This is a genomic window from Pseudacidovorax intermedius, from assembly GCF_001476815.1.
GTDB lineage: Bacteria > Pseudomonadota > Gammaproteobacteria > Burkholderiales > Burkholderiaceae_C > Xenophilus > Xenophilus intermedius_A.
On the sequence record NZ_LDSL01000115.1, the window covers coordinates 1 to 14,427 of the forward strand.

The 14,427-nt window shown below is 71.3% G+C and carries 13 protein-coding genes; 4 read left to right on the forward strand and 9 right to left on the reverse strand.

Annotated features, from left to right (window positions below; all coding sequences use genetic code 11):
* On the reverse strand, positions 1–1,984 hold a 1,984-nt coding region (gene glgB, locus NS331_RS17385; protein ID WP_153012908.1), incomplete at its 3' end, for a 1,4-alpha-glucan branching protein GlgB.
* A gap of 233 nt (positions 1,985–2,217) precedes the next feature.
* On the reverse strand, positions 2,218–2,766 hold the full coding sequence (locus NS331_RS17390; protein WP_058643226.1) for a DUF3455 domain-containing protein: 549 nt from the start codon (positions 2,764–2,766) through the stop codon (positions 2,218–2,220).
* Positions 2,767–2,996: 230 nt separating this feature from the next.
* Here NS331_RS17390 and NS331_RS17395 point away from each other — a divergent pair, with 230 nt between their 5' ends.
* The 3 genes from NS331_RS17395 (at position 2,997) to NS331_RS17405 (ending at position 5,130) form a co-directional block, all read left to right on the forward strand.
* Positions 2,997–3,575 carry an RNA polymerase sigma factor gene (locus NS331_RS17395; RefSeq protein WP_058643227.1) on the forward strand — a complete coding sequence of 193 codons (579 nt, stop codon included), beginning with the start codon at positions 2,997–2,999 and terminating at the stop codon, positions 3,573–3,575.
* 64 nt (positions 3,576–3,639) lie between these two features.
* Entirely contained in the window at positions 3,640–4,404 is a 765-nt protein-coding gene (locus NS331_RS17400; RefSeq protein ID WP_058643228.1) for an anti-sigma factor, read from the forward strand.
* A 159-nt stretch (positions 4,405–4,563) separates the two neighbouring features.
* Positions 4,564–5,130, forward strand: a complete 567-nt coding sequence (locus NS331_RS17405) for a fasciclin domain-containing protein (RefSeq protein WP_058643229.1) — start codon at positions 4,564–4,566, stop codon at positions 5,128–5,130.
* Positions 5,131–5,308: 178 nt separating this feature from the next.
* On the opposite strand, the gene NS331_RS17410 is transcribed toward NS331_RS17405, so the two are convergent.
* Both NS331_RS17410 and NS331_RS17415 read right to left on the reverse strand, forming a co-directional pair.
* A complete protein-coding gene (locus NS331_RS17410; RefSeq protein ID WP_082702578.1) occupies positions 5,309–7,852 on the reverse strand; it encodes a YbcC family protein in 2,544 nt (847 codons plus the stop codon).
* 40 nt (positions 7,853–7,892) lie between these two features.
* Positions 7,893–9,446, reverse strand: a complete 1,554-nt coding sequence (locus NS331_RS17415; protein WP_058643230.1) for an NADH-quinone oxidoreductase subunit L — start codon at positions 9,444–9,446, stop codon at positions 7,893–7,895.
* A gap of 98 nt (positions 9,447–9,544) precedes the next feature.
* On the opposite strand from NS331_RS17415, the gene NS331_RS17420 reads away from it, so the two are divergent.
* Complete coding sequence (locus NS331_RS17420) at positions 9,545–10,456, forward strand: LysR family transcriptional regulator (protein ID WP_058643231.1); 912 nt, start codon at positions 9,545–9,547, stop codon at positions 10,454–10,456.
* A 169-nt stretch (positions 10,457–10,625) separates the two neighbouring features.
* Here the strand turns inward: NS331_RS17420 and NS331_RS17425 are convergent, their stop codons facing one another.
* From NS331_RS17425 to NS331_RS17445, 5 genes are all read right to left on the reverse strand, one after another.
* On the reverse strand, positions 10,626–10,892 hold the full coding sequence (locus tag NS331_RS17425; protein ID WP_058643232.1) for a hypothetical protein: 267 nt from the start codon (positions 10,890–10,892) through the stop codon (positions 10,626–10,628).
* Positions 10,893–10,973: 81 nt separating this feature from the next.
* Positions 10,974–11,972: a TRAP transporter substrate-binding protein gene (locus tag NS331_RS17430; RefSeq protein WP_058643233.1), complete on the reverse strand. Its 999-nt coding sequence runs from the start codon at positions 11,970–11,972 to the stop codon at positions 10,974–10,976.
* 47 nt (positions 11,973–12,019) lie between these two features.
* Positions 12,020–13,300 carry a TRAP transporter large permease subunit gene (locus NS331_RS17435; RefSeq protein WP_058643234.1) on the reverse strand — a complete coding sequence of 427 codons (1,281 nt, stop codon included), beginning with the start codon at positions 13,298–13,300 and terminating at the stop codon, positions 12,020–12,022.
* A 10-nt stretch (positions 13,301–13,310) separates the two neighbouring features.
* A complete protein-coding gene (locus NS331_RS17440; protein WP_058643235.1) occupies positions 13,311–13,853 on the reverse strand; it encodes a TRAP transporter small permease in 543 nt (180 codons plus the stop codon).
* An 85-nt stretch (positions 13,854–13,938) separates the two neighbouring features.
* A partial coding sequence (locus NS331_RS17445) for a TetR/AcrR family transcriptional regulator (RefSeq protein WP_058643236.1) occupies positions 13,939–14,427 on the reverse strand: 489 nt, incomplete at its 5' end.

Here is a 14,427-nt window from a genome sequence, read left to right on the forward strand (position 1 = left end):
TCGCGGCGGGCGCCGCTGCCGACGCCTCGGCAGGCGCCGGCAGCGCGGCCGGCTCGGCCGCCGCGGGTGCGGCGACGGCTGCCGCAGCAACGGGCGCGCGCAAGTACAGCGTGGACAACGGCGGCAGCGCCAGCACCAGCGACTGCGGCTGGCCATGCGAGGGCACGGGCACGCTCTGCACGCCGCCCAGATTGCCCCAGCCGCTGCCGTCGAATTCCGTGGCGTCGGTGTTGATGAGTTCCGTCCAGGTGCCGGCCGTCGGCACGCCTACGCGCAGGCCGGGCCGCGGCACCGGCGTCATGTTGCACAGCACCAGCACCGGCGGGCTGCCGCCCTTCGGCTTGCGAAGGAAGATGTAGGTGCTGCGTTCGCTGTCGTCGGCCTCCAGCCACTGGAAGCCGGCATTGTCGAAATCGAGCTGGTGCAGGGCCGGCTCTTCACGCATCACGCGGTTGAGCTGGCGCACCAGCTTCTGCACGCCGCGGTGGTCCCACTGGTCGCTGACCCACCATTCCAGCTCGCCCTCGTGGGTCCATTCGCGCCGCTGGGCGAATTCGCCGCCCATGAACAGCAGCTTCTTGCCCGGATGGGCCCACATGTAGCCGAAGAGCGCACGCAGGTTGGCGAACTGCTGCCATTCGTCGCCGGGCATCTTGCCGATGAGCGAGCCCTTGCCGTAGACCACCTCGTCGTGCGAGAGCGGCAGCACGAAGTTCTCGCTGAAGGCATAGACCAGCGAGAAGGTGAGCCGGTGATGGTGGTAGCGGCGGTAGACCGGGTCGTCGTGCACGTAGTCGAGCGTGTCGTGCATCCAGCCCATGTTCCACTTCATGCCGAAGCCCAGCCCACCCATCTCGATGGGCCGCGACACGTGCGGCCAGGACGTGGACTCCTCGGCCACGGTGAAGGCGTCGGGATACTCGCGGTAGACGGCGCGGTTCAGGTCCCGCAGGAAGCCCACGGCCTCCAGGTTCTCGCGCCCGCCGTGCACGTTGGGCACCCATTCGCCGGCCTGGCGCGCATAGTCCAGGTACAGCATCGACGCCACGGCGTCCACGCGCAGGCCGTCGATGTGGAAGCGGTCCAGCCAGAAGAGCGCCGACGAGATGAGGAAGGCGCGCACCTCGTTGCGGCCGTAGTTGAAGATGGCCGAGTTCCACTCCGGGTGGAAGCCCTGGCGCGGGTCCGCATGCTCGTACAGGTGCGTGCCGTCGAACAGCGCCAGGCCGTGCGCGTCGGTCGGAAAGTGCGAGGGCACCCAGTCCAGGATCACGCCGATGCCATGCTGGTGCAGGTGGTCGACGAAGGCCATGAAGTCCTCCGGCGAGCCGTAGCGGCCGGTGGCGGCGAAGTAGCCGGTGGTCTGGTAGCCCCAGGAGCCGTAGAACGGGTGCTCGGTGATCGGCATCAGCTCCACGTGGGTGAAGCCCATCCAGCCCATGTACTCCGCGAGCGCGGACGCGATCTCGCGGTAGTTCATGAACTGGCCGTCGCGCCGGCGCCAGGAACCCAGGTGCAGCTCGTAGATGCTCATGGGCGCGTCGAGCGCGTTGCGCGCGGCGCGGGTCTTCATCCATTCGCCGTCGCGCCATTCGTGGCTCCCGGCCCAGACGCGGGAGGCGGTGGCCGGCGCCAGTTCGGCGCTGAAGGCGAAGGGGTCGGCCTTCTCGCCGACGTAGCGGCCATCCGGCCCCCAGATGCGGTACTTGTAGGCCTGGCCCGGCTGGGCGGGGATGCCCGCGGCCTCCCATACGCCGCTGCCATCCGCGCGCGGCTGCATGGCGTCGGCCTCGTCGTTCCAGCCGTTCCAGTCCCCGATCACCGCGACGCGGGTCGCGTTGGGGGCCCAGACGGCGAAGCGGAAGGCGCCCGATCCGTCCGGGTGCGCACCGAAGCGTTCGTAGAGCCGGGCGTGGCTGCCCTCGCGCAGCAGGTGCACGTCGAGGGGGCCGAAAGAGGACGACGGATGGGGGGGTTGTGACATGGGGAGCCGAGGGCTGGAGTGCCTGCTCGGGTTTTACCCCATGACCATGCCGGGACCGCGGCCACAAAGGCGCGGTGGCTTGTCGGACAGAGCGCACGACCGCAGGCCCATGCCGTCCCGGCGCACAGGGCGGCCGCGATATGCGGCGGCCCTGCGCATATGTCCACGCCTGCGCAGGCAGGCCTGGCGCCGCGTCGGCCCCCTGTCGTCAGGGACCGCACAGCGCCTGTGGCTTACATCGCCGGCTTGTAGAAGATGTAGTCGGCCTGGTAGTTCACGACCTGCTTCTGGCCCAGGTTGGGCTGGGCGCAGGGGGCCATCGGAGCCACGCCGCCGCGGGTGGCGACGCGCTGGATGTAGCTCACGCCCTGCATGCCGCCCATGCCCGTGGCGGGGTTGGCCTTGACCAGCTGCAGCGGGATGTTGCCCGGGCCGGCGGGCGCCACGGCAACCTGCGTGGCCGTGACCTTGGAGCCGTCCATGCTCTCCCAGGTGGCGGGCGGGCCGTAGTAGCGGCCGATGGCCTTGCCGCTGCGGTCGCTGAGGCGGGCATCCGGGCCGGCGAAGAACCATTCGTACTCGCCGGTCGTGCCGGCCTTGACGCGGCATTCGTAGGTGATGGTGCCGGCGCCCACGGTCTCCAGCGCCACGCGCTGGCCCGCCGGCACCTGCACCGGTGCGGGCAGGCCGGCCTGCGAGAACGGTGCCGGCATGGGGGCGGTGGCACAGGCGGACAGCAGGACGGCGGCGGCCGCGGCGGTCAGGGGGATGGTCATGCGCATGAATTGCTCCTTTCGATGGGCAGTCGGGGTTGAAGACGAACAGAGATGCCGGCGGCTCTCGGCGGCCGCCCTCCGCGACCCGTCCCTGCTGCCTTGCCGGCATCTGAACTACGGCTGACGGGCGCGGGTGGATGCATGCCCGGCAAAACTTGAAGGACTTGCACGGCGGAATCCGCCACCGCGTCGCGCGCGTACCCGCTGGATGGCCCGCGCTCCCGCACAATCCCGCAATGCCTTCCGCCACGACGCCCGACGACGAGCTTCTGGGCCTGCTCGACCGCATCGCCCGCCGCGACGCCGCAGCCCTGCAGCAGCTGTATGCCCGCACCTCCGCCCGCCTGTTCGGCCTGGCAATGCGGGTGGTGCGCCAGCACGAATGGGCCGAAGACGTGCTGCAGGAGGCCTTCCTGACCATCTGGCGCGCCGCGCCCGACTACCGCGCCACGCTCAGCCCGCCGATGGCCTGGATGTCGCTCATCGTGCGCAGCCGCGCGCTCGACCTGCTGCGCCGCCAGACCAGCCAGGGCAGCGACGTGACGCAGGAATTCAGCGAAACCCTCGCCGACACCCTGCCCGCCGCCGAGCCCGGTCCGCAGGAACTGGCCGATGCCAGCGAGCAGGCCTGGCTGCTGCACCAGTGCCTGCAGCAGTTGCCGTCCGCCCAGCGCGAGGCGCTGTCGCTGGCCTACCTGCGCGACCTGAGCCACAGCGAACTGGCCACGCGCCTGGCCCAGCCGCTGGGCACCATCAAGACCTGGATCCGCCGCGGGCTGGAACGGCTGCGCGGCTGCATGGAGCGCGCGGCATGAGCGCCCGTCCGGCCCTGCCGAAGGGCGCCCGCGGCGCCGCCCTGCCCCCGTCGAGGAGCCTCGCATGAACATCGCCGCCAACGACCGCCTGCTCGCCCTGCTCTCGGCCGCCCACGCGCTGGGCACCCTGCGCGGCGGCGCCCGCCGCCGTTTCGAGGCCATCGCGCGCGAGCAGCCCGCGGTGCGCGCCAGCGCCCTGCTGTGGCGCGAACGCCTGGGCGCCTTCGCCGAACTTGCACCGGCCATCGAGCCGCCCGCCGCCGTCTGGACGCGCATCCGCAACCTGGTCGATGCCGACCTGGACGCCACCCGCCTGGCCGCGCAACGCGCCGCACCGCCGGCCGCCGCACCCATCGCGCCGGTGCGCGCGGGTGGCTGGTGGGGCAGTCTGGCGCTGTGGCGCGGCGCGTCGGTAGCGGGCCTGGCGGCGACGCTGCTGGCGGGCGTGATCGGCCTGCAGTTCTGGCAACAGGCCCAGAACGGCCAGCAGGTGCGCTACGTGGCCGTGCTGGCCAACGACCGCTCGGCGCCCGAGGTGCTGGTCACCTTCGATGCGCGGCGCCGCCAGCTCACGCTGCAGCGCGTGGGCGACTTCACCGTGGCCGCCGACCGTTCGCTGCAGCTGTGGGCCTTGCCGCCCGGCCGCACGCCCCAGTCGCTGGGCGTGATCGATCAGCCCGCCGGCATGCGCCTGGCGGCCAGCACGCAGGAACTGCAGCAGGCGCCCGCCCTGGCCATCAGCCTGGAGCCCAAGGGCGGCGTGCCCGGCGACCGCGGGCCCACCGGGCCGGTGCTGTTCACGGGTCCGCTGATCGAGAAGACGCTCTGACAAGGTGCGGGCGCCCGGGCCGGCGCCCGCTACGCAAGCGCCCGCGCGCCGGATGCATACCCCGGCACCGCGCAGGCCGATCCCATCCATGCGACGGCACCCGCCGTATCTGAAGTGCCTGCCGCATATCCGGCGGCACAACATCCTCAGGAGCCTCGCATGACTTTCTCGAAGAAGACCACCCGCATCCTCGCCGCCACCCTCACCGCCTTCGCGCTCGGCGGTGCCGCCATCGGTGCCTCGGCCCAGGTCATGGTGGGCGGTGCGCCCATGTACGCCACCAAGGACATCATCGACAACGCCGTCAACTCCAAGGACCACACCACGCTGGTCGCCGCCGTCAAGGCCGCCGGCCTGGTCGACACCCTCAAGGGCCCGGGTCCCTTCACCGTGTTCGCGCCCACCAACGCGGCCTTCGCCGCCCTGCCCGCCGGCACCGTGGACACGCTGCTCAAGCCCGAGAACAAGGGCCAGCTGACGACCATCCTGACCTACCACGTGGTGCCCGGCAAGGTGGACTCGGCCGCGCTGGTCAAGATGATCGACGACGGCAAGGGCCAGGCCATGCTCAAGACCGCCGCCGGCGGCAGCCTCAAGGCCACGCGCAGCGGCAACACCGTGAAGATCACCGACGAGAAGGGCGGCTCGGCCGACGTGACCATCGCCGACGTCTACCAGTCCAATGGCGTGATCCACGTCGTCGACAAGGTGCTGCTGCCCAAGTAACGAAGGCTGCGAACGGTCCGTTACCTTTGCGTGCGGACCGTCAGGTGCCACTCAGGGCACCCCGACATACTTCGTTCTCGGCAGTCCGATCTTCTCCGACTCTTGCTTCCCCTCCACACCCGGACTGTCTTGGGGCCCGCTTTACGGCGGGCCCCTTTTCTTTTGTCGGCCCGTATGTTCAGGCCAATGCCTGCCACCGGCCCCCGGTCCAGCGCTGCAGCGCCTGGCCTTCGAAACGCCACAGGTGCAGCCAGCCGTTGGCCAGCAGGTCGCGCACCACGGCATGGCCGGCAATCACGGCCTCGATGGCGGCCTGCGGCGCATCGATGACGACCGTGAGCCGCAGCGGCTCGTGCATCCAGCGCGCGCCGTCGTGCAGCGACTGGCGCGACAGGCCGATGCGCAGGTCGCCGCCATTGCCTTCGAAGACGCCCAGCGTGCCGCCCACCACGTTGTGCAGCAGCTTGTTGCCGCTGCCCAGCCGCGCGGGATCGCAGGTGGAGGCGTGGTACTGCCAGTTGATCCAGTGCGTGACCAGCATGGGCGCGGTCATCAGCTGGGTCAGCAGCTGGCCGTGCGGATCCTGCGCGGCGTCGTAGTCGTGCAGGAAGGCGCGGCCGCCCAGGTCCACGCCCTGGCTGCGGTGGCGCGGCGCGATCAGGAAGGCGGCATTGCCCGCCAGGCCCCATTCGGGCCGCGTCTGCGCACCGTCGTTGGCGCGGCGCCGCAGCTGGCGGTGCAGCACCTCGGCCGCTGCCTGCGGATCCAGGCCCAGGCGGGGCGCGCGCTCGCGGCGCACCTGGTCGGCCGCGCGCGCCAAGACGGGCTGCAGCGCGTTCCAGCGGGCCATCGCCGCGGGCGGCAGGCGGTCGAGGTCGAAGGCCTCGATCTCGTCGGTGGACGTGTTGTGCAGGGCCGCGACGAACACCGTGGCCGCGGGCACCTCGATGCCCTGCGCCTTGAGGCCCTGCCGCACCGCGGTGTCGTTGAGCAGCTGCGCCAGGCTGCGGGCGTTGACCTCGCCGGTCTGGCCGCAGCAGGCGCCGCAGTCCAGGGCCGCCGCATGGGCGTTGTTGACCGACTGGCTGCCATGGCCGACCAGCAGCACCAGCGGTGCGAGGCCCCGCGCCAGACCCATGGACTGCAGCACGCGCGCCGCCAGCGACACGCGCGCCGGTGCGTCCAGGCCGAGCAGTTGCGGCCGGCACACGGCGCGGTAGCGCAGGGGCAGGCCGTCGAGGTCGTCGCGTGCGCGTGCCTGCGCCTCGGGCCGCAGCCAGCGGCCCAGCCGGCCCAGGTAGCCCAGGCCCGCGGCCTCGACGAAGGAGAAGGCGGCGCCGGGCCAGCGGCCGGCGGCATGCCACCGGTCGGCCAGCGCGAAGCACTGCTGGCGGGCCTGCTCGGCCTGCCGCTGCAGCCGCGGATCGGCCCGGCCGTCGCGCGTGTCGGCCGGCAGCAGCACGTCGCCCACGGCGAGGCTGGGCGCCAGCAGGCCCGGCAGTTGCGGCCTTTGCGCGGCCGTGCCCAGCGGCGTGTAGGCCAGCGGCAGGCCGAAGAAGCCGGCCACGCCCAGGGTCTGCATGCCGGGGCAGGCGGCCTCGAGCGCGCGGCGCAGCGGCTCGCTGCGCACGTCGATGCAGAAGGTGGCCTGCACCTCGGGCGCCGCTGCAGCGGGTGCCATCGGCGATGCCGCACGGCCGCACAGAGACGCCGCCAGGCCGCGCTGGTAGCCGGCCTCCAGCGCCGCCTGCCAGACCTCGTCCACGCGCAGTTCATGCTCGGCCTGGGCCAGCACCTCGGGCGCCCGGCCCCACGCGCGCTGCACGGCCGCGAAGGCCTGCCGCGCGGCCTGGTCGTCCTTGCCGTCCAGCAGCAGCGCGCCCCAGGCCAGGCGGATGGCCAGCAGCTCGCGCAGGTGCGGATCGTCGGCGCCCGCCAGCCGCGCCTGCCAGCCCAGGTAGGCACACCACGAGGCCCAGCCATTGACGGTGAGCAGCACCGCTTCGAGGTAATCCGCCCACACGGCGGGCGGCAGGCCCAGCCGCGCGATCACCCACCGTTCGGCCTCGCGCGCGGTGGGCGGCAGCGCGTCGACGCTGCGGCCGATGTCCGGCAGGCCCATGAGCAGGCCGATGCCGTGGTCGTGCTGCAGCGTCTCGCGCCAGAAGGCATAGAGGCCGTCGCCGCGCGCGGGCTGCCAGTCGGCCTGCTGCGTGTCGAACCAGGCGGCGCAGGTCTGGCTCACCTGGTGCGTGATGGCCTGCCGCCAGGCCAGCCGGGTGTGGCGCTGCGGGTCGTTGTCGAGCACGTCGATCAGCAGCGGCAATGGCTGCACCGGCAGGGGCTGGGCCAGCGCCGCCACGCAGGCCTCGGGCGTGAGAGCAACGTCGTTCGACTGCCGCAGGGCCTGTTGCAGGTCGGCCGGCGTGATGCGGCCTTCGGCCCACGCCTCGGCCTGCCGCGCGCGCGACGGGAAGACGTGGATGCCGCCCAGCACCGCCATGCGCGCGGCCACGCGGCGCACCGGCATGCCGATGCGCGACCAGTGCGGGTTGACGGCGATGGCGCGGTCCAGCGGCCAGGCAGGGGCGATGGCCGCGCAGGCTTGGCGGCAGGCGGCGTCGATGCGCCCGGCGTGCAGCTCGGCAGCGCGGGGGCGCGCGCCGTCGCCGGTGTGCAGCGTCGCCGGATCGGGGCGTGGGGGAGTCAGGACGTCGGTCATGGCGTTCTCCTTGCGGGGGGTCGGATCAGGCGTGCGGCCTTCACTGCGCCGCGTCGGCGAGGGCGGCGGGCGCGCCACCGGCCTGCGTGCGGCGACGGGCCTCGGGCATCCAGTGCGCGGGCCACAGGCGCAGGGCCAGTCGGGTGTAGACCTCGTCGACATAGAAGCCGGCATAGCTCCACCGGCGCGCACGCGCCAGCGCCTGGGGCCGCCACTGCAGCGCGGCCAGCGCCACGTAGAGCAGCGCCATGCCCAGCAGCGCGACCGCACCCTGCAGGGCCTGCGGTGCGTCGTGCAGGCCCAGCGGCAGCGCATGCACGAGGCGCACGGCCAGCGTCAGGCCCGCGATCATCAGCAGGCCCCACAGCAGACCGCGCAGGCGCCCGCCGGCGGCGGGCAACCACAGCATCGGCGCCCAGGCCAGGCCCAGCAGGGCGCTCCACCACAGCGGCCAGGCCGGCCCGCCGACGGCCGCCAGGACCAGCAACACGGTGCCGATGCCCAGCACCGGCGCCAGCGGCAGGCTGAACGGCTGCGGCACGGCGGGCGCATGCAGCGCCTGCCGCCGCGCCTCGCGCACCACGCCCGAGGCCGACAGGAAGGCATGCGCCTTGTAGAGCGAATGGCCAAGGAGGTGCAGCGCCGCCAGCGTGTAGAGGCCCACGGCGCACTCCAGCAGCATGAAGCCCATCTGCGCCACGGTGGACCAGGCCAGCCGCACCTTGATGCTGATGCGCGTGAGCATGACCAGCCCCGCCAGCACCGCGGTGGCCAGGCCGAAGCCCAGCAGCAGCCAGCGGGCGGGCGCCGCCGCATCGAGCAGCGGCGCGAAGCGGATCAGCACGAAGCCACCCAGGTTGACCACGCCCGCATGCAGCAGGGCCGACACCGGCGTCGGCGCCTCCATCACCTGGATCAGCCAGCCATGCACCGGCAGCAGCGCCGTGCGCAGCACCACCGCCAGCACCAGGGCTACGGCCGCCCACTGCAGCGGCGCCGACGGGCCCTGCTGCGCCAGGTGCGCCCACAGCGCCGACAGCGAGCCGCTGCCCACCTCGTGCCAGGCCAGGCCCGCGGCGAGCAGCAGCAGCCCGTCGGCCGCACGGTCGGCGATGCGCTTCTTGTGCGCGGCCAGCAGCGCGAAGGGCCGGTCGGGGTAGAAGCACAGCAGCCGCTGCAGGGCGGCGCCGACCGCGGCCCAGGCGCCGATCAGCACCAGCCAGTGGTCGGCCATCAGCAGCAGGTGCACGGCCGCGAGCACCACGCCGAGTGCGGCGGCATAGCGGCGCTGGCCGGCCTCGCCTTCCAGGTAGCGGGCCGAGAAGGCGGCGATGACCAGGCCCAGGCCCTGCACCAGCAGCGCCAGCACCAGGCCGAACACCGTGGGCTGCAGGCCGGGCACGCCCTGCAGGCGCACCGGGCCGGCAAGAAGCGCCAGCACCGTGGCCGCGAACGCCAGGCCGCACAGCACCTGGAAACGCCGCCAGCCGGCGGCGACGGTCGTGCGGCGCGGCAGGGCGAGCGCCGCGGCGAGGCCCATGGCAAGGGGCGGCAGCAGCGACAGGGCCGGCCCCGGGATGTGTGCGACGTCCATCGCGAACCCTCCGAAACAAAACTGGGCGCGATGATGCTTGGCGGCTTTCGTTCTGTAAATTACATTGATAAGAACCAATTCATCTTCAAAAAAGAACGATGCAGCTGGAGCAGCTCAACTTCCACCACCTGTTCTATTTCTGGCGCGTGGCCACGCTGGGCCACCTGACCCGGGCCGCCGAGGAACTGCACACCTCCCAGTCGGCCGTGTCGGCGCAGGTCCGCCAGCTGGAAGACCGGCTGGGCGAGGCGCTGTTCACGCGCGAAGGCCGGCGCCTGGTGCTGACCGACACCGGCCAGCTGGTGCTGGCCTATGCCCAGAACATCTTCGGCCTGGGGCAGGAGATGCTGGGCCGGCTGCAGGGCCGCAGCGCCGGCGTGACGCGCCTGCGCGTGGGCGCGGTGGCCACGCTGTCGCGCAACTACCAGGAGAACTGGCTGCGCCCGCTGCTGGCCGACCCGGCGGTGGTGCTGACGCTGGAGTCGGGCCTGCTCGAAGGCCTGGTCGAGCGCCTGGTGCAGCACCAGCTGGACGTGGTGCTGGCCACCGAGACGGTACCGGCCGACCCCGACCGGCCGCTGCACTGCCGGCTGCTGGGCAGCCAGTCGATTTCGCTGGTGGGCCCCGCCAGCCGCTGGCAGGGCCGGCCGCTGCGCATTCCCGAGGACCTGGACGGGCTGGAGATCGCCCTGCCCGGCCCGCGCCATGCGCTGCGCGGCCAGTTCGACGGCCTGTGCGCCTCGGCCGGCGTGGCGCCGCGCCTGCGCGCCGAGGTGGACGACATGGCCATGCTGCGCCTGATCGCGCGCGACAGCGGCTGGCTGACGGTGCTGCCCGAGGTGGTGGTGCAGGACGAGCTGCGCACCGGCGCGCTGGTCATCGTGGCCCGCTCGGACGCGCTGCAGGAGCGCTTCTATGCCATCACCACGCCGCACCGGCACCGCATCGAGGTGCTGGAGCGGCTGATGGCGCAGGCGCCGGTGGCGGCGTCAGCGGCGGCGGCGGGCTGAACCGGCGCCGGGACAGCCGCGCCATCCGTTCGCCCTGAGCCGGTCGAAGGGTGAACGGCGCGCAGGATGACGCGCGTCCCGGCTTCGACAGGCTCAGCCCGAACGGTTGTTGATGCACCGAGCCGCGCTCGTGATGCGTGATGCGTGATGCGCGATGCGCGCCCTGACTTCAACCGCCGGCCAGCGGCCACTCGCGCCCGTCGGCCGCCACCAGCACGCCGCGCGTGGCATCGCTCTGCGCCAGCGGCACGCCCATGAAGCGCTCCTTGTCCAGCCCCTCGTCGCCCATGTTGATGGCGATGCGGCCGTTGCGCCGGGCCTGGATCAGTTCGTCGTACTGCGCAGGCGTCAGCAGCAGCTTCTGCGGATAGGCGTTGTCGTGTTCCGCCCAATGCTTGCGGATGGCGTGGAGGGCGAGGTCGTAAAGCGTGGCCATGGGGCGGCATCATAGAAAGACAGAAGGCGGCCCGCGGGCCGCCTTCGTCGGCAGGGCCACGCCGGGCCCCGCGGGTTCGCGTCACTTCCGCAGCTTGGCCAGCTCGGCCATCATGGCCTGCACCGTGCCTTCGCCGACGGTGGCCGCATGCTTGTCGATCACCGGCTTCATCTTCTCGCGCAGCTTGGTCACCTCGGCGGCGGACAACTCGTTCACTTCCATGCCGCCCTTCTTCAGGTCCTCCAGGCCGCTTTGCAGCATGGCGCGCGACTGCGTGCGCTCGTACTGGGCCGACTCGACCGCGGCGTCCTTCAGGATCTTCTGGTCGGCCGGCGGCAGCTGCTCCCAGAACTTCTTGCTGATGACCACCGACTGCGGGTTGTACTGGTGGTTGGTCAGCGTCATGTACTTCTGCACCTCGTAGAGCTTGGCGCCCTTGATGGTGGCCACCGGGTTCTCCTGGCCGTCCACCGCCTTCTGCTCCAGCGCGGCATACAGCTCGGGGAAGGGCAGCGGCGTCGGATTGGCGCCCAGGGCCTTGACCCAGTCCACGTTGATCGGGCTGGGGATCACGCGCAGCTTGAGGCCCGCGATGTCCTCCACCTTCTGGATCGGCCGCTTGCTGTTGGTGAGCTGGCGAAAGCCCAGCTCGTAGTACGCCAGGCCGACCAGGCCCTTGTCCTCCAGCTTCTTGTGCAGGTTCTGGCCGAAGGGGCCGTCCACCACCGCATCGGCCTCGCGCGGGTTGCCGAAGAGGAAGGGGAAGTCGTAGATGGCGAAGTCCTTCACCAGGCTGGAGAAGATGCCCGAGTTCATCGACGCCATCTCCAGCGTGCCGCCCTGCAGGGCGGACACGTTGGCCTGGTCGCTGCCCAGCACGCCGCCGGGGAAGACCTGCACCTTCAGCCGGCCGCCGGACTTCTTGTCCACCAGCTCGGCGAACTTGTCCATGCCCAGCACGATGGGATGGCCCTTGGTGTTCTGGTTGGCGAACTTGATGGTGCGCGTCTGCGCGGGCGCCATGCCGGCGGCGGCCAGGGCCACGGCGGCCACCAGGGTCTTGAGGACGAGTCGTTTCATCTTGCCTGTCTCCACGGGTCGGGGTCGAAAAAGAGTTGAAGGGCCGTTCAGCCGGCGAACCAGCGCGCCGGCACGATCACCAGCGAGGGAAAGAACACCATCAGGAACATCACGGCGAACTGGGCCACCATGAAGGGCCACACGCCCTTGGTGACCTCGTCCATGCTGACCTTGCCCACGCCGGCCACGGTGCTGAGCACCGTGCCCACCGGCGGCGTGATCAGGCCGATGGCGTTGTTGATGATGAACAGCACGCCGAAGTACACCGGGTCGATGCCGGCGGCCTTGACGATGGGCATGAACACCGGCGTGAGGATCAGGATGGTGGGCGTCATGTCCATGGCCGTGCCCACCAGCATGGTGATGACCATGATCACCACCATCAGCACGATGGGCCGGTCCAGCAGCGGCTGCAGCACGGCCACCAGCTCGGCCGGCAGGTTGGCCACGGTGATCATCCAGGCCGACACCATGGCGGCGGCCACCAGGAACATGATGACGGCGGTGGTGCGCGCCGCGGCCTCGAACAGGCCGTAGAGCTGCGACAGCTTGAGTTCCTTGTAGATCACGGTGGACACGAAGAGCGCGTACACCGCGGCCACCACGGCCGCCTCGGTGGGCGTGAAGACACCGAACTTCAGGCCGACGATGACGATGACCGGCAGCACCAGCGCGAAGGTGGCGTCCTTGAGGGACGTGAGCACCTCGGCGCGGCTGGCGCGCGGCGCGGGCTCGATCTTCTCCTTGCGCACCAGCCACCACCAGGTGACCCACAGCGCCGCGCCCAGCATCAGGCCGGGCACGATGCCGGCCATGAAGAGCTTGGAGATGGACACGTTGGCCGCCACGCCGAAGACCACGAAGCCGATGGAGGGCGGAATGATCGGCGCGATGATCGAGGCGGCCGACAGCAGGCCCGCCGAACGCGCCTTGTCGTAGCCGGCGCGGCTCATCATGGGCAGCAGCAGGGCGGCCAGCGCCGCCGCATCGGCCACGGCCGAGCCCGACAGCGAGGCCATGATGATGGCCGCCATGATGCCCACGTAGCCCAGGCCGCCGCGCACGTGGCCCACCAGCGTCATCGCGAAGTTGACGATGCGGCGCGACAGGCCGCCGGCATTCATGATCTCGCCGGCCAGCATGAAGAAGGGCACGGCCAGCAGCGGGAAGCTGTTGGCGCCTTCCAGCGTGTTCTGCGCCAGGATCTGGGCGTCGAACATGTCCATGTGCCACATCAACGCCGCGCCGCAGGCCAGCAGCGAGAAGGCGATGGGCACGCCCAGGGCCATGGCGCCGAGCAGGGCGCCGAGGAAGATCGCGATGGTCAAGGCCGGCCTCTCAGCGTGCGGGTTGGGCGGGCGCGCCGTGCGGCGCGTCCTCGGAGTCGGTCACGCCGACGAGCTGGGCCTCGGCCAGGCGGCCCGTGACCAGCATCAGGAACTCGGTGGCGACGAAGACCAGCGCCAGCGCGGCGAAGAACACGCCGGCGGCATAGAACCAGGCCATGGACACCTCCATGACGGCGCTCGTGGTCTCCCAGTTGATCCACATCTGCTGCCAGGAGCCGCGCAGCATCAGCCCGCACAGCCCCAGCATGAGCAGGTGGCTCGCACCCAGGCAGAGCTTCTTGCCCACGCGCGGCAGGCGCGACACCAGCGTGTCGGTGCCCAGGTGCTGGTGGGAGCGCAGCGCCACCAGCGCACCCAGGAAGGTCATCCACACGAAGAGCCAGCGCGAGAGCTCCTCCGACAGCGTCAGGCCGCTGTTGAAGCCGTAGCGCAGCACCACGTTGCCGAACACCATCACCACCATCAGCGCCAGGCACACCACCATGGCGGCGGACAGCAGACGGCACAGGCCGTCCAGACTTTTCCCCCACATCGTTGCTTCCTCCAAGTGGAGGCGGAGTTTGTACGAACTGGTTAGTTTTGACGCCGGGACAAACCCGCAGACCGCGGGCCGGCGTTCAGGGCGCGCGCAGGAAGCGCACCACCATGTCGATCACGCTGTCGCGGCGATGGGCGATGTAGGCGGTGGCGGCCGTGTCCAGCTTGAACAGCGCGCCGAAGGTGTGGCGGTTGGAGACGTTGAAGAAGCTCAGCGCCGAGATGGAGGCATGGATGTCCACGGCGTCCAGCCCGGGCCGGAACACGCCGCTGGCCAGGCCCCGGGCATACAGCCGCTCGATGGCGGCGATGGCCGGCACGTTGAGGTCCTGGATGCTGCGCGAGGCCGCGATGTACTGGCCGCGCAGGATGTTCTCGCTCATCACCAGGCGGATGAAGTTCTCGTGCTGCAGGTGGTGGTCGAAGGTGAAGGCCACCAGACGGCGCAGCGCGGCCTCGGGTTCCAGGTCGTCCAGGCGCAGGTCGGCCTCGATCTCGCGCACCTGGCGGTACGACTCCTCCAGCACGGCCAGGTACAGGCCTTCCTTGCTGCCGAAGTAGTAGTAGAT

Coding starts and splice junctions, on each gene's coding strand:
- NS331_RS17395 (WP_058643227.1), top strand. CDS start 2,997: ATGCCTTCCGCCACGACGCCCGACGACGAGCTTCTGGGCCTGCTCGAC.
- NS331_RS17410 (WP_082702578.1), bottom strand. CDS start 7,852: ATGACCGACGTCCTGACTCCCCCACGCCCCGATCCGGCGACGCTGCAC.
- NS331_RS17420 (WP_058643231.1), top strand. CDS start 9,545: ATGCAGCTGGAGCAGCTCAACTTCCACCACCTGTTCTATTTCTGGCGC.
- NS331_RS17405 (WP_058643229.1), top strand. CDS start 4,564: ATGACTTTCTCGAAGAAGACCACCCGCATCCTCGCCGCCACCCTCACC.
- NS331_RS17425 (WP_058643232.1), bottom strand. CDS start 10,892: ATGGCCACGCTTTACGACCTCGCCCTCCACGCCATCCGCAAGCATTGG.
- NS331_RS17440 (WP_058643235.1), bottom strand. CDS start 13,853: ATGTGGGGGAAAAGTCTGGACGGCCTGTGCCGTCTGCTGTCCGCCGCC.
- NS331_RS17400 (WP_058643228.1), top strand. CDS start 3,640: ATGAACATCGCCGCCAACGACCGCCTGCTCGCCCTGCTCTCGGCCGCC.
- NS331_RS17415 (WP_058643230.1), bottom strand. CDS start 9,446: ATGGACGTCGCACACATCCCGGGGCCGGCCCTGTCGCTGCTGCCGCCC.
- NS331_RS17390 (WP_058643226.1), bottom strand. CDS start 2,766: ATGCGCATGACCATCCCCCTGACCGCCGCGGCCGCCGCCGTCCTGCTG.
- NS331_RS17430 (WP_058643233.1), bottom strand. CDS start 11,972: ATGAAACGACTCGTCCTCAAGACCCTGGTGGCCGCCGTGGCCCTGGCC.